The organism is Campylobacter concisus (assembly GCF_002914005.1).
Classification (GTDB): Bacteria; Campylobacterota; Campylobacteria; order Campylobacterales; family Campylobacteraceae; genus Campylobacter_A; species Campylobacter_A concisus_N.
Map to the genome: position 1 here is coordinate 12,915 of NZ_POZU01000059.1, position 21,458 is coordinate 34,372.

Annotated in this window: 22 protein-coding genes, 1 tRNA gene and 1 pseudogene; 3 read left to right on the forward strand and 21 right to left on the reverse strand. The window is 38.0% G+C overall.

What is annotated here, in order from left to right:
• Positions 1-11: 11 nt before the first annotated feature.
• The 15 genes from CYP54_RS06425 to murA form a co-directional block, all read right to left on the reverse strand.
• Positions 12-626 (reverse strand): thiamine phosphate synthase, encoded by a 615-nt coding sequence (locus CYP54_RS06425; RefSeq protein ID WP_230853317.1) that lies wholly within the window; start codon positions 624-626, stop codon positions 12-14.
• Positions 613-1,767, reverse strand: coding sequence for a 2-iminoacetate synthase ThiH (gene thiH / locus CYP54_RS06430; RefSeq protein WP_103604617.1), 1,155 nt, complete (start codon positions 1,765-1,767; stop codon positions 613-615). The genes CYP54_RS06425 and thiH overlap by 14 nt, the downstream gene beginning before the upstream one ends.
• Positions 1,767-2,531 carry a thiazole synthase gene (locus CYP54_RS06435; protein WP_103604618.1) on the reverse strand — a complete coding sequence of 255 codons (765 nt, stop codon included), beginning with the start codon at positions 2,529-2,531 and terminating at the stop codon, positions 1,767-1,769. Before CYP54_RS06435 ends, thiH begins: the two co-directional genes overlap by 1 nt.
• A gap of 1 nt (position 2,532) precedes the next feature.
• Complete coding sequence (gene thiF, locus CYP54_RS06440) at positions 2,533-3,384, reverse strand: sulfur carrier protein ThiS adenylyltransferase ThiF (protein ID WP_103604619.1); 852 nt, start codon at positions 3,382-3,384, stop codon at positions 2,533-2,535.
• A 7-nt stretch (positions 3,385-3,391) separates the two neighbouring features.
• A complete protein-coding gene (thiS, locus tag CYP54_RS06445; protein WP_103604620.1) occupies positions 3,392-3,595 on the reverse strand; it encodes a sulfur carrier protein ThiS in 204 nt (67 codons plus the stop codon).
• Positions 3,595-4,773, reverse strand: a complete 1,179-nt coding sequence (locus CYP54_RS06450; RefSeq protein WP_103604621.1) for a pyridoxal phosphate-dependent aminotransferase — start codon at positions 4,771-4,773, stop codon at positions 3,595-3,597. The genes thiS and CYP54_RS06450 overlap by 1 nt, the downstream gene beginning before the upstream one ends.
• Positions 4,774-4,784: 11 nt before the next feature.
• Positions 4,785-6,620, reverse strand: a complete 1,836-nt coding sequence (speA, locus tag CYP54_RS06455) for a biosynthetic arginine decarboxylase (RefSeq protein ID WP_103604622.1) — start codon at positions 6,618-6,620, stop codon at positions 4,785-4,787.
• Positions 6,617-7,843 carry a histidine--tRNA ligase gene (hisS, locus tag CYP54_RS06460; protein ID WP_103604623.1) on the reverse strand — a complete coding sequence of 409 codons (1,227 nt, stop codon included), beginning with the start codon at positions 7,841-7,843 and terminating at the stop codon, positions 6,617-6,619. Before hisS ends, speA begins: the two co-directional genes overlap by 4 nt.
• 29 nt (positions 7,844-7,872) lie before the next feature.
• Positions 7,873-8,460 (reverse strand): dTMP kinase, encoded by a 588-nt coding sequence (gene tmk, locus CYP54_RS06465; RefSeq protein ID WP_103604624.1) that lies wholly within the window; start codon positions 8,458-8,460, stop codon positions 7,873-7,875.
• 1 nt (position 8,461) lies between these two features.
• Positions 8,462-8,932 carry a pantetheine-phosphate adenylyltransferase gene (coaD, locus tag CYP54_RS06470; RefSeq protein ID WP_012001782.1) on the reverse strand — a complete coding sequence of 157 codons (471 nt, stop codon included), beginning with the start codon at positions 8,930-8,932 and terminating at the stop codon, positions 8,462-8,464.
• The gene (locus CYP54_RS06475; RefSeq protein ID WP_103604625.1) at positions 8,929-9,480 is read right to left on the reverse strand and encodes a UbiX family flavin prenyltransferase; all 552 of its coding nucleotides are present in this window, start codon (positions 9,478-9,480) and stop codon (positions 8,929-8,931) included. The genes coaD and CYP54_RS06475 overlap by 4 nt, the downstream gene beginning before the upstream one ends.
• Positions 9,477-10,283 carry a flagellar basal body P-ring formation chaperone FlgA gene (flgA, locus tag CYP54_RS06480; protein ID WP_103604626.1) on the reverse strand — a complete coding sequence of 269 codons (807 nt, stop codon included), beginning with the start codon at positions 10,281-10,283 and terminating at the stop codon, positions 9,477-9,479. Before flgA ends, CYP54_RS06475 begins: the two co-directional genes overlap by 4 nt.
• Positions 10,284-10,348: 65 nt before the next feature.
• Positions 10,349-10,423, reverse strand: a tRNA-Gly gene (locus tag CYP54_RS06485).
• Positions 10,424-10,474: 51 nt separating this feature from the next.
• The gene (locus CYP54_RS06490; protein ID WP_103604627.1) at positions 10,475-11,635 is read right to left on the reverse strand and encodes a molybdopterin molybdotransferase MoeA; all 1,161 of its coding nucleotides are present in this window, start codon (positions 11,633-11,635) and stop codon (positions 10,475-10,477) included.
• 2 nt (positions 11,636-11,637) lie between these two features.
• Complete coding sequence (gene murA, locus CYP54_RS06495; RefSeq protein ID WP_258033679.1) at positions 11,638-12,903, reverse strand: UDP-N-acetylglucosamine 1-carboxyvinyltransferase; 1,266 nt, start codon at positions 12,901-12,903, stop codon at positions 11,638-11,640.
• Between the two features lie 142 nt (positions 12,904-13,045).
• On the opposite strand from murA, the gene CYP54_RS06500 reads away from it, so the two are divergent.
• The 3 genes from CYP54_RS06500 (at position 13,046) to CYP54_RS06510 (ending at position 15,138) form a co-directional block, all read left to right on the forward strand.
• Positions 13,046-13,726, forward strand: coding sequence for an NlpC/P60 family protein (locus CYP54_RS06500; RefSeq protein WP_103604629.1), 681 nt, complete (start codon positions 13,046-13,048; stop codon positions 13,724-13,726).
• A 108-nt stretch (positions 13,727-13,834) separates the two neighbouring features.
• Positions 13,835-14,644: a ferritin-like domain-containing protein gene (locus CYP54_RS06505; RefSeq protein WP_103604630.1), complete on the forward strand. Its 810-nt coding sequence runs from the start codon at positions 13,835-13,837 to the stop codon at positions 14,642-14,644.
• Positions 14,644-15,138 (forward strand): SixA phosphatase family protein, encoded by a 495-nt coding sequence (locus CYP54_RS06510; RefSeq protein ID WP_103604631.1) that lies wholly within the window; start codon positions 14,644-14,646, stop codon positions 15,136-15,138. The genes CYP54_RS06505 and CYP54_RS06510 overlap by 1 nt, the downstream gene beginning before the upstream one ends.
• A 9-nt stretch (positions 15,139-15,147) precedes the next feature.
• On the opposite strand, the pseudogene CYP54_RS10300 reads toward CYP54_RS06510, so the two are convergent.
• The 6 genes and pseudogenes from CYP54_RS10300 to CYP54_RS06540 all read right to left on the reverse strand — a co-directional run.
• Positions 15,148-15,837 (reverse strand): annotated as a pseudogene (locus CYP54_RS10300) (methyl-accepting chemotaxis protein); the annotation flags it as partial.
• Between the two features lie 572 nt (positions 15,838-16,409).
• On the reverse strand, positions 16,410-16,910 hold the full coding sequence (locus CYP54_RS06520) for a PAS domain-containing protein (protein WP_084107953.1): 501 nt from the start codon (positions 16,908-16,910) through the stop codon (positions 16,410-16,412).
• Between the two features lie 21 nt (positions 16,911-16,931).
• The gene (locus CYP54_RS06525; RefSeq protein WP_103604633.1) at positions 16,932-18,170 is read right to left on the reverse strand and encodes a type II secretion system F family protein; all 1,239 of its coding nucleotides are present in this window, start codon (positions 18,168-18,170) and stop codon (positions 16,932-16,934) included.
• Positions 18,167-19,918 (reverse strand): GspE/PulE family protein, encoded by a 1,752-nt coding sequence (locus CYP54_RS06530; RefSeq protein WP_087580060.1) that lies wholly within the window; start codon positions 19,916-19,918, stop codon positions 18,167-18,169. The genes CYP54_RS06525 and CYP54_RS06530 overlap by 4 nt, the downstream gene beginning before the upstream one ends.
• A gap of 9 nt (positions 19,919-19,927) precedes the next feature.
• Positions 19,928-20,467: a hypothetical protein gene (locus tag CYP54_RS06535; RefSeq protein ID WP_103604634.1), complete on the reverse strand. Its 540-nt coding sequence runs from the start codon at positions 20,465-20,467 to the stop codon at positions 19,928-19,930.
• The gene (locus CYP54_RS06540; RefSeq protein ID WP_103604635.1) at positions 20,464-21,342 is read right to left on the reverse strand and encodes a transformation system protein; all 879 of its coding nucleotides are present in this window, start codon (positions 21,340-21,342) and stop codon (positions 20,464-20,466) included. The genes CYP54_RS06535 and CYP54_RS06540 overlap by 4 nt, the downstream gene beginning before the upstream one ends.
• Positions 21,343-21,458 lie beyond the last annotated feature (116 nt).

Below are 21,458 nucleotides of genomic sequence, written 5' to 3' on the forward strand. Positions count from 1 at the left end.
TTATACTAAATTTAGCCGTTTTTGCTCTCTACTATCTTTTTTATAAGCTCCATATCGCCGTTCATTGCTAAACTCATGAAGCAAATGCCGTTTGCGCCAGCTTTTATAGCCTCTTTGTAGTTCCCGCTATCTAGTCCGCCAAGTGCGTAAATTTCTTTATCAAAGCTTTTTAGCTCGCTTATAAAATTTAGCCCTTTTGGCTCCAAACCCGCCTTGCAAGAGGTGGCAAATATATGAGAAGCAACGAGCACGTCAGCGATAGAGGCTGAAATTTTAGCCTGCTCTAGGTCGTGAGCTGGGGCGTAAATTTTGGCTATTTTTCTAAATTCATCTAAAAAAACGCCGTGATTTTTAAAAAATTCAAGCTGCGCCGAAGTGAGCCAAAAGTCGCTCTTTAGCTTGCAAGCTACGTCAAAAAATTGATTAATGATAAATTTCTTGCGGTAGTTTTCACAAATTTGAGCCACAACCCTAGCAAGATCATAAAAATCAGCCTCGTTTAGCCCCTTTGCACGAAGTAAAATTTCATCCACGCCAGCCTTGCAAAGTAGCTGGATTCTCTTTAAAAAGTCATCACCATTATAGCTTTCAAAGTCGGCAATGCAGAGAATTTTAAACATAGACATACTCGCTCATTAATGGCTCTAGGCCGTTTGCTTTTAGCATAGCCTTGATCTCGTTCACGCTTCTGTCGTCGCTTATCTCAAACTGCTCGTCGCCCTTTTTCTCTTCGCCGTGAGCGCCGATGCTTACTTTTACGCCAGCACTTATCTTGTTTGCAGCGATCTTTACGGCGTTGTCGCGAAATTTTGCCTTTTCTCTGGTTGAAATGGTTATGCTGGCTGTTGGCATGAAAATCCTATAAGCGCAGATCACTTGTAAAAGCTCGCGCTCACCCACGTCACGTGGATTGATGCGGTCATTATTTATGATAGGACGAAGCCTTGGGCATGAAAATGCGATCTCGGCGTGCGGATATTTTTTTTGCACCAAATTTGCGTGAAATGCGGTCGCAAAGGCATCAAGTCTAAAGTCGTCTATGCCAAGAAGTGCCGCAAAGCCGACCCCTCTCATGCCTCCAAGAAGCGCTCGCTCTTGCGCGTTTAATCGGTATGGGAAAATTCTTTTATTGCCGCCAAGGTGGATTTTTTCATATTTTGTGGGATTATAGGTCTCTTGAAAGACGGTCACGTAGTCCACGCCGCTTTTGTGAAGCAGGGCGTAGCCATCTGAATTTAATGGGTAAATTTCAACGCCAACGACTTTAAAAAATTTCTTTGCCAAAGCGCAGGCGTTTGCGATATAAGTCACACTTGAGTTGGTCTCGCTCTCGCCTGTTAGGATCAAAATTTCTTCCAAGCCGCTCTTTGAAATTTCTCTTAGCTCCCTTGTGATCTCTTCATCACTTAGTTTTGCCCTTTTTATTTTATTGTTGGCGTTAAAACCGCAGTAAACGCAGAGATTGTCGCAATAGTTTGCTATATAAAGCGGGGTAAAAAGCGTGACGTTTGAGCCAAAATTTGCCCTTGTCTTTGCCTGAGCAAGCTGGGCGATCTGCTCTAAAAATGGCGCTGCAGCAGGCGAGAGTAGGGCTTTTAAATTTTCAAGCGAGCAGTGCTTTGCATTAAGAGCCGCTTTTACGTCTGCTTCGGTGTAAATTTCAGGTTTGTAGCTCGCGCGCTCTTTTAAAATTTCATTCATTATCTCGCTGCCAACATCCTGCATGTGAGGCAGTAGCTGCATGTGGTCGGTTCTAGTAAATTTCATCAGTCTAAAAATCCAGTGAGCGGAGATGAGGCGTTTGCGCTCTTGCTCTTTGCGCCAAGGCCTGCTAGATAAGCGTTGCGACCAGCGATGATAGCCTCTTTGAAGGCTCTTGCCATGAGTGGGATATTTTTTGATGAGGCGATAGCTGTGTTTGCCATTATTGCAGCCGCTCCCATCTCCATCGCTTCGCACGCTTGTGAAGGCCTGCCAATACCTGCATCTACGATGATCTGCGTATCAAGCTCATTTATCAAAATCTCAATGATATCTTTAAAAACTAACCCTTGGTTTGAGCCAATGGGTGCAGCTAGAGGCATTATGCAGCTAGCTCCTGCGGCTAGCATCGCTCTTGCGGCGTTTAGATCCGGAAACATATAAGGCATCGGCACAAAGCCGTCATTTGCCAAGGCTTCGCAGGCTTTTATCGTCTCAGCGTTGTCTGGAAAGAGAAATTTAGAGTCAGTGATGATCTCTATCTTAACAAGCTCTCCACACCCAAGCTCACGTGCGAGCTGGGCGATACGAACAGCCTCTTTAGCGTTTCTAGCACCACTTGTGTTTGGCAAAAGCGTCACACCTTTTGGGATAAAGTCGAGTATATTTCGCTCTTTGCTCTCGTTTATGCGCCTAAGAGCAAGGGTTAGGATCTGCGCTCCAGCCTCGTTTATGGCTGAGTCGATGAGCTCGTGCGAGTACTTGCCAGAGCCAAGGATGAAGCGGCTTTGAAACTCCTTGCCGCCAAGGATCAAGCTATTATTTTGCAACTTACGCCTCCAAGCCCATAAGTAGCCTAATGGCTAAATTTGCCTCGTGGTTTGCGCAGACTGCAACACGCGGTGCCATGAGCCCTTGACCGATCTTTGCTTCATTTGTGAGGTCGCCACAAAGATAGACATTTTTGGCAAATTTTATGGTTTTTATGAGATTTGAGCTAAAGTGTCCAGCCATACCAGAGGCACCGATGATCTTTTTATCTTTTAGACTAGCACCAGCTTCGTTTAGTATCATCGCCTTACCAGCGACGTTGTCAAAGGCTTCGCATAAAATTTCGCACTCGCCAAAGACGTTAGCCACGTTTTTTTCATCTAAAAATATATCGTGAGTTTCGACCTCAACAAAGGGATTGACGTCATTTATCAGCTCTTTAAGCGCCTGCGTCTTTTTTAAGCCGATGTGGCGGACGAAATACTGCTGGCGGTTTAGATTGCTTGGCTCAACGACGTCAAAGTCGGCAAGGACTAGCTTTTTTACGCCAACTCTAGCTAGGCTTAGCGCGATATTTGAGCCAAGACCACCAAGTCCAGCCACGCCGATCACGGCTTTGCTTAGGGCTAAATTTAGCTCAGGGCTGTTTCGTGAGGCGATCATCGCGCGTAAAACTTCACGCTCAGGCATCACGCCACGCCTTATAAATACGACGTTTGAGCCATCTTTTAGCTCGCTATCTTCTTTTATAGCAAAGCCATCAACGATAAAAATGTCTGGCTTTGTCGCGTTAAATTTCTCTAAAAATTTATAAATTTCACTCTCTTTATCGCCAAGAGCAAGCTCTTTTAGCTCGCCAAGGCTCTTTACTGGCACCTTAAATTTTGCGCCGTTTAATACAATCTCTATCATTTTCTCCTCATCCACCGCCAACTAAAGTGACGATCTCATAAGCTTTGCCCTCGCTCATGAAGCGCTCACTCCAAAGCTTTTTTGGCAAAATTTCTCCGTCTCGCTCAAGGGCTATAAATTTAAGCTCATAGCCATTTTGAGCTAAAAAATCATAAACATTTATATCGTTTTCAAGCTCGAAAATTTTGCCATTTACTCTAAATTTGATCATTAAATTTTGTAGCTTTTTACAAAATTTGCGATCCTCTCGATCGCTTTTTTTATGCTCTCGATGTCTGTCGCAAAAGAAATTCTAAAGTATCCCTCCATGCCAAAGCCCACACCTGGCACGGTCGCTACGTTCGCCTCTTCAAGCATCTTTTTGCAAAATCTAAGTGAGTCGCTATCTACATCTTTACATTTTACAAATAGATAAAACGCGCCATCAGGCTTAACTACGCTTAGCCCAGCGATAGCATTTATCATCTCAACTGCTATGTCGCGTCTTTTTTCATACTCTTTTCTCATATTTTCGATATCTTCGTCAGTTTCGCCTAGAAGTGACGGGATAGCGCCTATTTGCACGATCGAGCTGATGTTGCTTGTGCTTTGGCTTTGTAGCTTTTTGATGCCAGCGATTAGCCAGTCCATCGAGCTTGCGATATAGCCAAATCTCCAGCCAGGCATCGCTCCACACTTGCTTAGACCATTTATCGTGACTGTTCTTTTAAAAAGATCCTCGCTTACTGAGGCTACTGCGTGAAATTTCTTGCCGTAGATCACTTTTTCATAAATTTCATCGCTTGTAATGATGATGTCAGTGCCTTTTAAAACCTCGCCAAATGCCGCGATCTCCTCTTTCGTATATACAGCTCCAGTTGGATTTGTCGGGTGATTTAGCGAAAAAACTTTTGTTTTTGGCGTGATCGCTTTTTTTAGCTGTTCGGCTGTGATTTTAAAATTTGTGCTCTCATCCGCCTCGATAAATACTGGCACGCCACCACAAAATTTAACGATCTCAGGGTAGCTCACCCAGTATGGAGAAGGGATGATGACCTCGTCGCCTGGGTTGATAAGCGCTTGAAATACATTAAAAAGTGAGTGTTTTGCGCCGATATTTGTGACGATTTGGCTTGCTTTATAATCAAGTCCGTTATCTCTTTTTAGCTTTGCTCTAATGGCCTCTATAACCTCTGGCAGGCCCGGTACTGGCGTGTATTTACCGCTTTTATTATCGTTATCTAGTGCGTTTTTTACAGTTTCTCTTATCTTTTTTGGAGTCATAAAGTCAGGCTCACCAGCTGAAAGCGAGATCACGTCGATGCCAGCAGCCTTCATCTCTTTGGCCTTTGTACTGATCGCGATTGTGATTGATTCGCTTAATGTTTGCATTCTGTTTGCTAGTTGCATTGTTTTCCTTTTTAGTTGATTGTCTTTAAGTAGCTATTATCATTTAAAAATAGATAAAGTTCGCCTAAAATTTGCTTCTTTTGTGTTTCGTTTATCAAAGTTGATTTCACTAAGCGCTCGTTTAGAGTGTCTTGGATCTCATAAATATCATAGTCCATATCCTCCATAATATCAAGGATCGACTGGCTCTCTAGTAAATTTGTGATCTTGTAGCCATCATTTAAAAGCTCTATCGTAGCCTCTGTTGGGTGGGTAAAGAGGTTGTGTTTCATACCGATCACCTCTTGATATGCGCCAACTAGGAAAAATCCCAAGAAATAATCTTCTTTTTCCACATCCACATCGTGCAAAAGTAGTGGGTTTTTCTCGTCATCATAGCTGATCTCGCCGTCGCTATCGCAGGTGATATCCCAGATCGAAGCTGGCAGAGTAGGGCGCTCATCGAGCCTGTCAAGCGGCATGATAGGGAAATTTTGCTTTAGACCCCAAAAGTCTGGTAAGCTTTGAAAGATCGAGAAATTTAGTAGGTATCTCTCTTGAACCTCTTTTTGAATTTTAGTTAGATCGCTTGAATTGCTCTTGTTGCCAAGCATCACGACAGCTTTTTTGCTAATTAGCCTTAAAAGCACCTCTGCGTTTGATCTATCTTGAAGATCAACATAGCCTAGATCAAAGAGTGTTAAAACGCTTTCTGTATGATGGATAGCGTCGTGTAGGTATTCTAGGGCGTTTGAAGGTTTGATTGATTTATAAAGATCGACTAGCTCGGTTATCAAATTTGGATTATTTTTCTTTAAATTTAGCTTCTCTTCGGTGTATTCTTGAGAAAATAGCTCAAGCACGGGAGCAACCAAAAGTGCATGAGAAGCGGCGATGTAGCGACCTGACTCTATAAATATATCTGGCTCGATCTCCTTTTTTTGCTCGCTTATAGTTTTAAGCATATAAACAACGTCGTTTGCATATTCGTTTAGTGTGTAGTTTCTGCTGCTTTCTTCTTTAAACTGCGAGTATTCTATCGCAAGACCGCCACCTAAATTTATCGCTTTTAAATTTGAGGCGCCCATTTTTCTAAGCTCAGCGTAGATATTGCCAGCTTCGATGAGTGCTTTTTTGAGCGGATGTATCTCGCTTATTTGAGAGCCGATGTGAAAGTGTATCATTGTGAAATTTTCAAGTAAATTTGCCTTTTTTAGCATCTTTACAGCTTCTATCAGTTCGGTTGATGTTAGTCCAAATTTAGAGTGGATGCCGCCACTTTTTGCCCAGAGTCCCGAGCCTGTCGAGTGCAGTCTTACTCTAAGTCCGATCTTTGGTTTTGGTTTGAAGCGCTCTTTTGCGATGGCGATTATCGCTTCAAGCTCATTTAAGCCCTCGATCGTTAGCGTGATGTTGTGTCCCATCTCAGCGGCGATAAAGCCTATATTTATCATCTCCTTATCTTTAAAGCCATTTACGGTTATTGGAGCTTTTTCGTTATTGTAAGCCATAGTTAAAAGTAGCTCAGCCTTACTACCAGCTTCAAGGCCGTAGTTGTAGGGTTTGCCAAGACGCACTAGATTTTTTACAAAGCCAGGATATTGATTGACCTTAAGCGGGAAAACGGCATTAAAGCTACCTTTGTAGGCAAACTCTTTCTTTGCCTTTGCAAAGCTTGCGTGGATCTGCTCGATCTGCTTTTGGATAAGGTGCGGAAAGCGAAGCAGTAGCGGCCCTCTATATCCATCGTCTCTTATCTCTTTTACGATGTCGATGATCGCTGGTTTGCTGGCTGCATTTATACAGACTTTGCCATCTTCTATAACAAAATTTGAATTGCCCCAAATGCTAAGTCCAAAATCATTCATCCCAGCTCCTTTTCAAGCTCATCTAAATTTATCGTTTTTTCATCTTTATTTTCTAAATTTTTATACCAAATTTTATTCTCTTTCATCTCGTTTTCGCCCACACAAAGGAAAATTTTCGCCTTTTTTGAGTCGGCATTTTGCAGATGTTTTTGAAGTTTTTTAGCTTCATATGAAATTTCAACCTGATATTTTTTGCGAAGCTTTGAACCAAGCACATAGACAAAGTCTAAATTTGGCGCATCAAGCGCGCAAAGATAAATTCCAGCTCGCTCATCTTCGGCCTCACCTAAAATTTCCATTATCCTCTCAACGCCCATCGCAAATCCAACGCCGTAACTGGCTCTACCGCCAAGATACTCAACCAGTCTGTCGTATCTGCCGCCTCCTGCGACTGCACTTTGAGAGCCAATCTCGTCGCTTATAAACTCAAACGCTGTCTTGCAGTAGTAGTCTAGCCCACGAACTAGCTTAGTATCTATCTCAAATTTAATGCCATTTGCCGTTAAAATTTCTTGCAGTTTTGCAAAATCAGCCTGCGCCTCATTGCTTAGGCTATCAGTGATAACTGGAGCGTTTTTGTAAATTTCTTGGCAGCTCTCGACCTTGCAGTCAAGCACGCGGATAGGGTTTAAAAGCTTACGTCTTTTGCAGTCTTCGCAAATTCTATCGTCATTTTCATCTAGAAATTTAACAAGTTTTTCTTTGTAAGACTTCATCGAGCTCTCGTCACCAAGGGAGTTGATCTTTAGGGTTGTTTTTATGTTTAGTCTGTTAAAAATTTCGCTCACCATCAAGATAATGCTCGCATCCTCGTAAACACTGCCTTCGCCAAAACACTCGCAGCCAAACTGGTGAAACTCCCTTAAACGGCCTTTTTGTGGGCGCTCGTAGCGAAACATCGAACCGTGATAAAAGCAGCGTTTTGTCACGTTTGCCCTGTCAAGTTTTGCCTCGATAAAGGCTCTAACCACGCCAGCTGTGCCCTCAGGACGCAAGCAAACATCGTTGCCGCCTTTGTCTTCAAACTGATACATCTCTTTACCCACGATGTCGCTACTCTCACCGACACTTCTTTTAAAAAGCGCCGTCTCTTCGAGGTGTGGGGTCAAAATTTGCTCATATCCGTAGTTTTTTGCGACTTCCTCGCAGGTTTTTATTATTCGTGCGTAAAGTTTTGCACGAGTTGGGAGCATATCTTTCATGCCACGAAGTGCCGTTATCATCGCATTATCCTTTTTATTTTTTTGTGATTTTACTTAAAATTTATAAAATTTTCTATCTCTTTTGAAATTAGCTCTATGCTTTTAGATGCATCTATAAAAAGCGTTTCAAATCCATTTTTGATAAGAATTTGTTTCATCAGGCTTTGCACTTTTAAAAGATATTCTAGACCGCGAGCCTCGATCTTATCACTTGTGCCTCTATTTTTGAGGCGAGCGCTTATTAGCTCAGAGCTCGCCTCAAAAAAGACTATTTTGTCTGCAAATTTATCATTTAGTGCAAATTTATTAAGCTCTAAAAGCACGTTTTCGTCCAAGCTTTCATCATTTGCCAAAGCGTAGGCGATGCCAGAGATAAAGCCTCTATCGCTTAAAATGAGCCTACTTAAATTTGGTTGGATTAGCTTTTCAAAATGCTCGGCTCTATCTGCTAAAAAGAGTAAAATTTCAGCCCTTTTGCCTATTTTTATGCTCGAGCTTAGTAAAATTTCTCGCAAATTTTCACCAAGCTGCGTGCCGCCTGGCTCTTTTGTGACGATGGCATCACTAAATTTAGAAGCTAAAATTTCTATCTGCGTACTCTTGCCAACGCCGTCAATGCCTTCAAACAAAACATACATTTTACGCCTTTAAATTTTTAAGAATTTTTGCTGGCACTAGGTTGCTCACGTCGCCGTCGTGGCGTAAGACCGAGCGGACGATCGAGCTTGAAATGAAGGCGTTATTTAAGCTTGGCATAAGATAAACTGTCTCAAATTCGTCCCAAAGAGCTGCGTTTGCGTAGCCGATTTGTAGCTCATACTCAAAGTCACTAACCGCACGAAGTCCTCTTATAACGGTGTTTATGCCGTGTGATTTAGCAAAATCAACAAGCAAATTATCAAAGCCAAGAACGCTTACGTTTTTTAGCTCGCAAACTGCCTCTTTTGCCATTTCGATGCGTTTTTCATGTGCGAACATCGGCTGTTTGCTGTCACTTTTTGCGACTGCGACGATCACTTTGTCAAAAATTTTTGTAGCCCTTATGATAACGTCTAAATGGCCGTTTGTGATGGGATCAAATGTCCCTGGATAGATGCAAGATTTTTTCAAATTTGCCACCTTTTGTAAAGATTATTTTCGATTTTTAAGGCATCGAGCCACTTGCCAATGACGAAATTTTCCATATCAAGAAGGCTCTTTATGCCTGTGTAGTAGCCCAAAACTGGCGGTGCGATGATGGCTCCAAGAGATGAGAGAAGCTGCATCTGAGAAAGTGTGATGGCAGAAAATGGCATCTCTCTAACTCCCAAAACCAGCCTTTGCCTCTCCTTTAGCGCGACACTTGCGGCCCTTGTGATGAGCGTGTCACTTATGCCGTTTGCAACCTTTGCCAAAGTATTAGTAGAGCAGGGCGCTATGATCATAGCATCTGTGCCAAATGAGCCTGACGCTGGGCCTGCGCCAAGATCCAAATCATCATAAATTTTTACTCCAAGATCATCTAAATTTAGCTTTAAATTCTCTTCAGCCTCCAAGACTTTCATGGCGTTTTTACTAACTATGACATGCGCCTCGCAACTATCTTTGGCAGCCTTGACAAGCTTTAAAAAAAGCCCAGCTCCGCTTGCTCCAGTGGCTGCAAATACTATCTTTTTCATCTTATCACTGCCTCATCTTTGCCTGAAACTGTAGCCTGTAAAATTTTATTATCTTTTGTTCTTATCTTTATCATATCGCCTAAATTTCCATCTTCAAGTGCCTTTACTTCAGCTATTATCTTAACGCCATCCTCGCTTAAAACCGCATTTAGCATTTGACCTTTTTTGACTAAGCTTATGGCGTTAAACTGGCGCTTGGTTAAAATTTCACCGCTTTTTATCTGCACTTTTGTTATAAGAGCCAGGCTATTTGAGCTAGAAAGTGCATCTTTTGGCCATTTGCCAAACTCAATCATCGTTGGCTGATAGTCAAGTAGACTTAAAATGTGGTTTGTATTCATTGAATTTATTGCTATTAAGGCTGGCATCTTAGCGTTAAAGCTAAATTTAAAATAGATGCTTTTTAGACTTAGATCAACATCTTCAAATGATGCTCTAAATGTACCTTTTTGACTATTTTGATCACCTAAAAAGATATTTTTTAAAACGAGCTCTTTGAAATTTGCTGGAAGCTTATTTTGTGGGCTGATGCTAAGATCGCTTATGCTGATACCAGGATATTCATCGCTAATCGATCTTAAAAATTGCATTTGAATCTCATCCATAATAGAGCAGTTTTTCACAAAAGCAACGCTTCCACCGCTTTTGTCATTATATGTTTTAAAATTTGCTGTTAGAATTTCATAGAGTTTTTTGATATCTATCTTGGCTGCTCTTTTGCCCTCTAGGTTTAAAATTTCATTGTCTTCGCCATCAAAGCCAAAAGTACTAAGCGAAACTTGATCATTTAGAACGCAATACATAGGATAAATGCTGACTTCATTTGCAAAAAGTTTTGTGGAAAGTAAAAAAATGAGTATAAAAAAGATGGAGCGGGAAACGAGATTCGAACTCGCGACCCCAACCTTGGCAAGGTTGTGCTCTACCCCTGAGCTATTCCCGCAGTTAAAATGAAGTCCGCATTCTATCAGATTGTTTTTCATTTGTCAAGATTTTATGGAAGTTTTATAAGAGAAATTTCACTATTTTGCAAAATTTCGCTTTGATCTGGGCTAGTTAAAAACATAAAAGTGCTTTTTAAAATATGATCTATCATACCAGAGCCGTATCTTCCACCATTTGTTGATATAAATTTATCATTTTCAATATTTCCAAAAATGGCATTGATCCTGCCTGATTTTACCTTTAAATTTTGTGCATTTGTAGCATTTTGCATCACAAAGCAATCCTCTTTTAAAAGAGGCAAAACAAGCATCATCATGCAGACATAAGTTGCCATTGGATTTCCAGGGAGCACAAAGACAAGCTCACCATTTTTTTCGTAAGCCTTGCAAGGTCTGCCAGGTCTTATATCAAGGTGTGAGAAAATTTCGCTATATCCAAGCTCGCTTAGAGCTATTTTCATAAAGTCGGCCTCGCCAGCGCTTGCTCCGCCAGAGCAGATAACAATGTCGTAGTTTGCAGCGTTTAAAAATGCCTCTTTTACGGCACTAAGATCGTCTTTTATGATGCCAAGATATGAGCTTTTTTGACTTATGGAGCTTAAAAGTGCGGTGATGCCAAAGGCGTTTGCGTTGTAAATTTCATCTTCGCTCGCTCTTTGCCAAGGCTCAATGATCTCATTTCCGCTTGAGTAAACTGCAATGCTTGGCTGCTTTTTTACATCTATAAAGCTTATGCCCTGAGCCGCTAACATCATCACGCTTCTTGTATTTAAAATCTCACCACTTTTTAGGAGAATTTCGCCTATTTTCGCCTCTTCGCCTTTAAAGCGGTAGGCATCACCTTTTTTAAGCTTCTCTGGCGCTTTTACAAACTCGCCCTCAACGATGCAGTCTTCAAACCTCATGACCGTGTCAGCACCCTTTGGCATCTTAGCACCTGTCATTATCTTCACGCACTCATTTTTGCCGATGCTTAGCTGCTCTTTATCGCCTGCAAAGGCACTTGCAACTATTTTATATGGCTTATCTTTATCTTCAAATTTCACAGCAAAGCCATCAAGTGCAGAGTTATCAAAACATGGTAAGTCTTTTACCGCCACTACATCATTTGCCAATGTTTTACCAAGAGTCATACTGATAGGCAAAATTTCACTATCTATTTTTAATTTAAATTTAGATTTAAGCGCATCTAATGCATCATTTAGCAGCATTTTTACTCCTCAAGCCTAGTAATATTTGCACCAAGGCCTTGAAATTTCTCTTCTAAATTTTCATATCCTCTATCAAGGTGATAAATTCTATGTACCAAGCTTTCGCCATTTGCTATAAGAGCAGCTAGTATCAGCGCTGAGCTTGCTCTAAGATCTGTTGCCATTACATCGGCTGCATTTAGCTTAGCTGGTGCATAAACACTTGCAATATGCCCATTTAATTTAATATCCGCTCCCATTCTAGCAAGCTCACTAACGTGCATAAAGCGGTTTTCAAAAAGTCTCTCATCTATCGTGCTAACGCCATTTGCCGCAAGGCAAAGCGCCATAAATTGAGCTTGCATATCTGTTGGAAAGCCCGGATACTCGGTGGTTCTTATCTCTACTGGTTTTATCTCTTTTGCTGGCAATATCGTGATCTTGTCGCCGTCTACCTCGATACCAAAGCCCATCTCTTCAAATTTATTTAAAATGGCTGTCATATGGGCTGCATTTGCCTTTGTGACCGAAATTTTGCTATTTGTTATAGCTCCAGCACAAAGGTATGTGCCAGCCTCGATCCTATCAGGGATGACCTCGATATCGCAAATTTCAAGCAATTTTTGGCCACTTCCAGTTATCTTTAGCTCGCTTGTACCGATGCCTTCTATTTTAACGCCACTCTTAGCCAAAATTTCACAAATTTGCACTACTTCAGGCTCAAGCGCTACGTTAAAAAGCTCTGTCGTGCCGTGAGCTAGGGCTGCTGCCATGATGATGTTTTCGCTACCAGTTACAGTGATCTTATCAAAAACGATCTTTGCATCTTTTAGTCCATTTGGTGCTGTTGCGACGACATAGCCTTGCTTTATTTCGATATTTGCTCCCATTTTTTCGAGTGCATTTAGATGCAGATCAATAGGTCTTTGTCCGATCGCACATCCTCCAGGTAGGCTCACTTCGCAGTGTCCAAAGCGCGCTAGAAGCGGACCAAGCGTCAAGATAGAAGCGCGCATCTTTCTAACAATGTCGTAGTTTGCCGTTGTCGAATTTACACTGCTAGTGTTAATACTTAGCGAGTTTTCATCTTTAAATTCACACTTTGCTCCTAGATTAGTTAGCAGTTGGCAAAGCGTTTTTATATCAGCGACATTTGGAATATTTGTTAAATTTACACTTTTTTTTGCAAGTAAGGTTAGGGCGATGATCGGTAGAGCAGCATTTTTGGCACCGCTTATTTTCACTTCGCCACTTAGTTTGGCATTTCCTTTTATCTTTAAATAGTGCATCATTGTTTTTTGCCTTAAGAAAATATGTTTTTTGCCGATATTATATTGCTTTTTAACTTAGAATAAAGAAAGCAAAGCACTATTTCCGGTTCATTTACGTTTAAAAGTTAAAATTGCAAACACTAAAATTTTGGATATAAATATGTCAAATTCAATAAATAAAAAAATCTTTTTTATATTTAGCATTATATTTTTTACAGGTTGTTCTTTTACCTCTAATCAACCGACAACTCCGCAAAATGAAACAAATCAAACCATAACTTCAAGTTTTGATTTTAGTGAGCAAATGATTGGTGAAATCATAGATGAAGATAATGATAGAGAAGATAAAAAATTTGGTTCTTTTTTTAAAAAATACCTAAATACAAGAGCGGGTGGCGATTGTTCTGGCTTTGTTTCTAGCGTAAATGCAAAGTATCAAAATATGTATTTTGATGAAAATACAATAAATCGCTACTACGATAATGGCGGTAGAAAGTCAAAAGCGATCTATAATTTTTATGAAAGTAAAAATTTAATTACTCATAAAAATCCAAAAATAGGTGATCTTGTATTTTTCTCAAATACTCTTGGCAAGGGTATTCAAAAAAATAAAGATAAGAAAAATATCACTCATGTTGGCATAGTTACAGCTGTTCTTGGCGATGAGACAGTAAAATTTATACATAATTCCGGCGGAAAGATAATTCATAGCTATATGAATCTTAAACAAAAAAATGTGCATCTAAAAGGAAATCAAGAGATAAATAGCTACCTTGTAAGGTGTTCAAATTCAAGTTGCTTGGCAGCAAATAGATTTGCTGGATATGGCAAAGCAAAATAAATCAGAAATTTTTACTAAAAATCTTTTAAAACAAATACTAGGCTCAAATTTTAAGCATTGTTTATATAAATTTACACTTGTAAATGCAGATTTAAATAAAGAGAAAATATGAATTTTTTTGATGAAATTTGGGAAATTTTAAATGAAGGCGAGATTGGGCTTAAATTTTTAAAATTTGAGCTATTTTATGAGAAATTTAAACGAGATTTTAATATAAATTTTTATGAAAGCTCTAAACCAAATGAGCTAATAACGCCTAGCTATGCAAAATTTTGTGAAGTAGTTAGCATGAAAGAGCTAAACAAAAAAGTAAAGCCAAAAGATAAAAATTTAAATTTTATCCATTCGGTAGCTCATATTGAATTTAGCGCTATTGACATCGCGCTTGATGCTTGTTATAGATTTAGAAATTTGCCAAGAGAATTTTATGAAGACTGGCTAGAAGTAGCTGAAGATGAGATTAGACACTTTTGCATGATAGAAAATTTGCTCTTAAAACAAGGCGGTAGATACGGCGAGCTAAGTGTGCATGATGGGCTTTTTGTCGCACTTCAAAAGACTTCAAGTAGTCTAACTAGCCGTATGGCGCTACTGCCAAGATATATGGAGGCAAATGGGCTTGATGCAAACGCTCATATTATAAAAAGGCTTGAAGGCGAGGACGGCAACGAAGAGCTGATAGAATGCCTAAAAGTCATCTTAAAAGAGGAAGTTTCTCACGTTTATAAGGGCGATAAGTGGTTTAAGTTTGCTTGTAAAAAAGAGGGTATTGACGAAAATAGCTACTTTGACATTATCTTAAGTTTGTATCCAAATTCATTTAAAAATGTTAGAGAGATTAATGAACAAGATCGCTTAAAAGCTGGATTTAGCAAAGAAGAGCTTTGCTTGATAAAGAATTTCTCAAAGGAGAGATAGTGAGTAAAATTTATTTCATAAGACATTCAAAAGCGGTTGATGAGAATAAGGACGGAGCTAAAGATGCCTTAAGGGAGCTTAGTCAAAAAGGCAAAGAAGACGCTAAATTTATGGCAAATAGACTAAAAATGTATGATGTGATGCCAGGGGCTATCTTTTCTAGTAGTGCTAAAAGGTGCGAACAAACAGCAAAGATTATTATCAAAACTTTAAAATTTAAAGAAGAGACCAGTCTTATAGATGAGCTTTATGATATAAGTTTTGAAGATCTTTTAAAATTTGTCAAAAATATAGATGAGAGTTTGGATGAAATTTTTATCATCACGCACAATCCAAGTATAACTGAAATTTGCGAGTATTTAAGCGATTCATCAATAGACAATATCCCAACTTCTGGAATATTTTGCGTTGAGTTTGGATGTAAATTTAGTGAGTTAAAAGAGGGTGGTGCAAAAGCGTTATTTTTTGACCACCCCAAAAAACATCAAAGATAATTTATTACTTTAGTTTTTATCTTTAAAAATTTCGTTATACGAAGTAAAAATTTGCTCGCTTAGATCTTCTATTTTCTTAGACTTATCAACAAAATAATTTAAATTTTGTTCGTTGTAGCCAGAGGCTGACTTCTCGAGCAAGAGTTTGATTTCATTATTTAGCGACGATGTAAGCTCCTTTGACTTATTAAAATTTTTATTTTGTTTGTGTTCGCTTATACTCTCGTTCTCATACCAATCTAGCAGGCTTTGCGCTAAATCACGTATTTCCTCGCTGTATCCTTGCTCGTTTATAAGGTCAGAGTACACTTTGGTTTTGTAAGCGATTTGCGAAATTTTTTCAATTATGGCAAAGGTTTTATTTTCGACATATTTTGATGTTTGAGCGGTATTTTGTGCGTTCGCATTAAACTCGCTCAATACCTTTTTGAAATTTTCTACATTTTGTGTTGTTAGTTTAGAAATTTCATCGATTTTTTTAGAATTTTCATCGATATCATTTACCTCTTGCTGAAGTGTTTTTATATTGACTTCTATGTCGCTTGCAGCTTTTTGTGTGTTTTCAGCTAGCTTTCTTACTTCATCAGCGACTACCGCAAAACCACGTCCGTGCTCTCCTGCACGAGCAGCTTCAATGGCAGCGTTAAGAGCAAGTAGATTTGTCTGATCAGCAATATCTTTTATTAAATTTAAAATAGAGCTTATTTCAGAAGCCCTAGTGCTTAGCATACCAGTAGCATTTGAGCAGCTTTGTACTAGACCATCAAGCTCTCCCATATTTTGACTAAGCTCGGCGATATTAGACATATTCTCTTTTGCTATTTGTGCAGTTTGTTTAGCATCTGTTGCTGTTTGGCTTAAATTTTTGATACTTTCATTTAGATCATCTCTTACATAATTTATACCATTTATACCGTTTCCAAGTTTGTCAAGCTCGCTTGATAGAAGACCTCTAACCTTGCTTTTTTGGCCGTCTTTTATACCTGTGACACCCTTGCTCATAGATATGGCATTTCGTTTAAATAAACCCCTAAACCCTTCTACAAATATATTTCTATATGTTTTCGAGTTTTGTGCAGCTTGGACTGAGGTTGAAATTTCACGTTGAAGCGCCTCAACTTGATCTAATAGATCATTTATGCCAAGGGCGACTTCATACATCTCGTCCTTTTCTCCAACATTTACAATGCGAGGCTCTAGTATGCCATTGCTTGCCGATTTGACAACACTTAAAATCTCATTTATTGCATTTGATTTTTTCTTAAACATATCTAGAACCTTTGCAAGTTATTTATAAATTCATCATAGCTTGTTGATTTTTCTTCCAAAAATTTTAATAAATATTTTTTAGACGCTTCAATACCGCCATCTCGTTCTAGCTCAAGTAATTTTGCATAAAGTGGTTTTATGGTCTCTATCGCTTTTGCGTTTGGCTTACGTCTAACAGAATAGTATCCAACGATATTATCTTGCTGATCAAGCGAGGCTGTGATATTGCCAAATACCCAGTAAAATCCACCATTTAGAGTTTTATTTTTAATAAAGGCAAAAATTTCCTCTTTATTTTGTATGCGTTCCCAAAGTAGCTTGAAAATAACTCTTGGCATATCAGTGTGTCTTATTATATTGTGCGGTTTTCCCAAGAGATCGCCTTGTTTTACTCCTACGATATTTAAAAAAGGCTCGTTGCAATAAGTGATCCTTCCTTTTGTATCTGTTTTTGAAACTAAAAATGCGTTCTCATCAACGCCATATTCTCTTTCTATAGGCATTTTACTCCTTTAAATGTTGATTTAATTTTTAACAGCTTTTGCCATATCCCACATTGGCATAAATATACCAAGGGCGAGCAAAAGCACCATAGCTGCGATAAATATTAGTAGTATCGGCTCAATATAGTTTGAAATATTATCAATAATATCATTAAATTTCACTCTATAATAATCAGTAACTTTTTGTGTCATGTCATCTAAGCTACCACTTTGTTCGCCAGCTCCTATCATTTGTATAAGCATACCCTCATAAAGCCCAGTTTGCCTAAAGGCCTCGGTTAAGCTTATGCCGCGACCAACCAGTACTTTTACGGCAGTTAGCTTATTTCTTATGTCTTGATTTGAAACAGTTACAACGGCAGTATCTAGCGCATCAGCGATAGGAAGTCCTGCACGAACAAGCTCTGTAAAGATTAGATTAAATCTACTCATATTTGCAAAAAATATTATTTTGCCCACAAGATAGACTTTTAGTAGATATTTATCGACCTTATCCCTAAAATTTTCATCATTTGAATATTGCCTTTTTAGCAAAAAAGCAAATGCGACAAGAACAACTATTATATATATGCCGTAATTGCTCATTATGTATTCAATGTTTAGTAAAATTTTAGTAGGAAGAGGTAGGTCGGCATTAAGCTGGCTAAAAATTTCTCGAAATTGTGGAACAACTGATGTCATAAGCACAATAAAAGCCAAAATTATAGAGCATATTACGGTTATTGGATACCTTATGGCTTTTTTAAATTTTTGCTGGTTATCCCAGACTTCTTGCAAGATAGCAGCTAGCTTTGATAATGCATCAGCCATATTACCAGTACTCTCTCCAAGCCTTACCATAGCAACAGTGACATCGCCTAGCTCTTCTTGAAAATTTTCTATACTTTGAGTTAAGCTAGCACCTTGATTTAGGTCTTCATCTAATGTTTGAAATATTGTTTTTAGCCTTTTATCCTCGGTAGCATTTGCTGTCTCTTTTATGCCATCATGTATTGATATGCCAGCATTAGTCATAACGCTAAGTTGCCTTATGGTAGCGACTAGAGCTGGAATTTTTACTTTCGAAGAAGAGAAAAATTTGTTAAATTTTTCTTGCAGGTCCAAAAAATCATTGTTGATACTTGAAACCTGAGTTTCTTTGATTTTTACTATCATGCCTTGAATATTTGCACGATTTTTTACATCATTTTTGCTATTGGCCTTTAGGCTCATCTTTTGGCGTTTGCCATCTTTTATATATTCTATTTCGTAAAATTTCATATCTTGGCAACTCTATATACTTCTTCGATTGTTGTTACACCATTTGCTGCGCGTATAACGCCATCATGGAACATATCTATAAAGCCTTCGTCATAGGCAGCCTTTTTAAGCTCTTCTTTTGAAGCGTTATTTGCTACGATACTTGCTATGTGATCACTGATAGATAATATTTCGCTTATCATTTCACGCCCTAGATATCCAGTTTGCGAGCAGTGCTGGCAACCTACGCTTTTATAAAATTGATAATCTTCAGGAAGAAATTTCTTGATCTCATCAAGAGCTTTTTGAGATAGCGTGACTTTTTGTTTGCAATACGGGCAAAGCTTTCTTACAAGCCTTTGAGCCTCTATGCAAACTAGTGCACCACTTACTAGATATGGCTCAATACCCATATCAACCATACGAGGTAAAGCACTAATAGCGTCATTTGTATGAAGTGTTGAAAAAACTAAGTGACCAGTTAGCGCTGCTTGAATTGCGATTCTAAGCGTCTCTTGATCTCTGATCTCGCCTATCATAATAATATCTGGATCTTGCCTTAAAATAGAGCGAAGAGCCGAGATAAAAGTAAGTCCAGCCTTTTCATTTACATGCACTTGTTGGATCATATTTAGCTGATACTCAACCGGATCTTCAACAGTAATAATCTTAGTTTTTACACTTTTTATATCATTTAATGCACCATAAAGCGTAGTAGTTTTTCCAGATCCTGTCGGACCAGTAACTAGGATGATACCGTAAGGTGCTTTCATGCTCTTCTTAAACTTAGCAAAGTTATCTGGATGCATACCGAGGTCTTCAATGTTTATGATAACTTTTGATTTGTCCAAAATTCTTAAAACTATACTCTCGCCATTTAAGATAGGTAGCGTAGAGATACGAAAATCGTACTCTTTATCTAAAATTTGAGCTGAAAATCTACCATCTTGTGGGCGGCGACGCTCCGCGATATCCATATTTGAAAGTAGCTTCATTCGGCTTACCATCGGCGGATAGATATCTTTATCAAATATAAATGTCTCACTTAGCATACCATCTATCCTGCTTCTTACGATGCAGTTTGTCTCAGTTGGCTCGATGTGAATATCGCTTGCTCTGCTTTGAATAGATGTTTTTAAAATTATCTCAATTAGCTTTAAAATTCCAGAGCTTTCTGTGCTTTGCCCTTGACTGCTAGAGCTTGAAAGCTCTTTTCTGATCTCTGTAATAACGTCTTTAATGCTTTCATTAAGAGCTATTTTGTTTATGTATTTTTCTATCTGGGCTGGATCTGCGCAAGCTACTTTTAATAGCTTTCTGTTAAATAAATTTTGAACTTTATCTTGAATGATCACATCAAAAGGATTTTTAAAAGCTACATAAACACTTATCTCATCTTCTTTTACAGGGATGGCGTTATATGATTTTAGCTGAGAGGTGCTTAGCTTTTCGCTGATACGGTAGTCGATATCTATATCATCAAGATCAAAAAATGTGATTTTAAATTTATCGCATACATATTGAATAAAGCGCTTTTGATCTATCTGAAGACTAGTCGAAATTTCATCAATGTCAGTGTGTCCTCTTCTATAAATATCAGATAGAATTTCAAAAAAAATCTCTTCTTCTAGCATATTTTCTTCAAGCAAAATAGCCAAAAGACTTTTTTTGTTTATTTTTTTTATCTCTATAATCTTTAAAATTTGCTCATCATTTAGTTTATTAAGTTGCTCTAATGTTTTTAGCGTTAAATTTTCTAAATTATTCATCTCTTCTCTTTATCTATACTCAATCTGCGAAGTAAGATCGTCATTTTTAAAAATTTTTAAAATCATTTTTGCAAAATTTGAGCCAACGATTGCACTAAGCTCATATCTTGTATCTGAATTTGGTTCTTCAAAAATAAATACACCAAGCTCCTCAATATATTCTTTTTTGACAAATTTATCAAATATAAATGAAAGAATGTAATCGCTCTTTGGAAGCCTAATATAGCTTATATCGGCCCCATCCAAGATAGCATGAAGCAATAGCTTTTTTTTAAGCAATATATCAGCAAAATATGCAGCATTTTCTCTTGAGCTTTGCGTTTTTGATAGCTTGCTTGCTGGAAGAGCGAGCCTATCTATATCATTTGTTTTTAAGCAAGATATGCCAAAGATATTAAGAAATTCTTCATTTTGTGAATCTTTTAAAAGATCTTGTATTTTTTGATTACAAATTTTAGGATATTCAGCTTTTTCAAAATAACTTTTGATGTCAGCCGTCCCAAGTGCAAAGGCATTTAATGATAAAAATATAGCAAGCAAAAATTTCACAACGTATCACTTTTTATCTTATTTATTAGCTCATTTATCTCGGGCTTATTTTTGTTTTTATTATATTCTTCTAATGCACGCAATGCGTCATCTTTTTGTTTTAGCATATATTTTGCCTTAGCAAACATGACCCAAGACTCCTCAATGCTACTATCTAAATTATTTGCCGATAGTGCCCATTTTATAGTGTCGCTATATCTTTTGTCTTGATAGCATTTTCTTGCTATTTTAAGGGCGATTTCTGGATTTTTATTTTTATTAAAATTTTCTTTTAGCATAGAAATTTCATTGTTTTCACTTGAAATTTGAATATCAATTTTTGGCTTTGCCTTTGGTTCTAATTCTATTATCTCTTCATTTGGTAGAGATTGTTCATTTTGTATATTTTCATTTTCAGCTGGTAAATTTAACTTTAACCAACCGCCACCACTTCTTTGTTTTTTATCTGATGCCTGCTCTTTATTGTCTTCATTTAGCTTTATGGATTGTTCTAGCTTTTTAGCTATTTTCTCGGCGAGTTCATCTTGTTTTTTATCTGATTCAAATCTCTCTTTTGCTTGCTCGCTTTTTTGTTTGCCATATTCTAAAATATTTTTACTGACATTAGTTTCAGCAAAGGTTATGTTTTTTTCTTTTATATCTGTTTGTATTGTCAAATTTTTCTCAACTAAAGCTGGAGTATTGGTTGTCTCTTTTTTGTTTTTAGCATTTGAGAAAAATAAAAAAGTACCAAAGATAAAAGCAATTAGCAAGGTTGTAATTATTAAAAGACCTAGTTTTTTATGTGATAACAATTTTAAAAAGCTATTTTTATTCTTTTTTTCGTATTCTTCATAAAGCTTTTCTAGCCTTTGAATTTCTTGTAATTCAAGCATGAATTATTCCTGTATCAAGTGCAGACATTGTCAAAATTTTAATATTTGCGTCCTCGCTACTTAATTTTGATGGCTGATTTTGTTCGTAATATTCACAAATTTCATAAAATTTATAC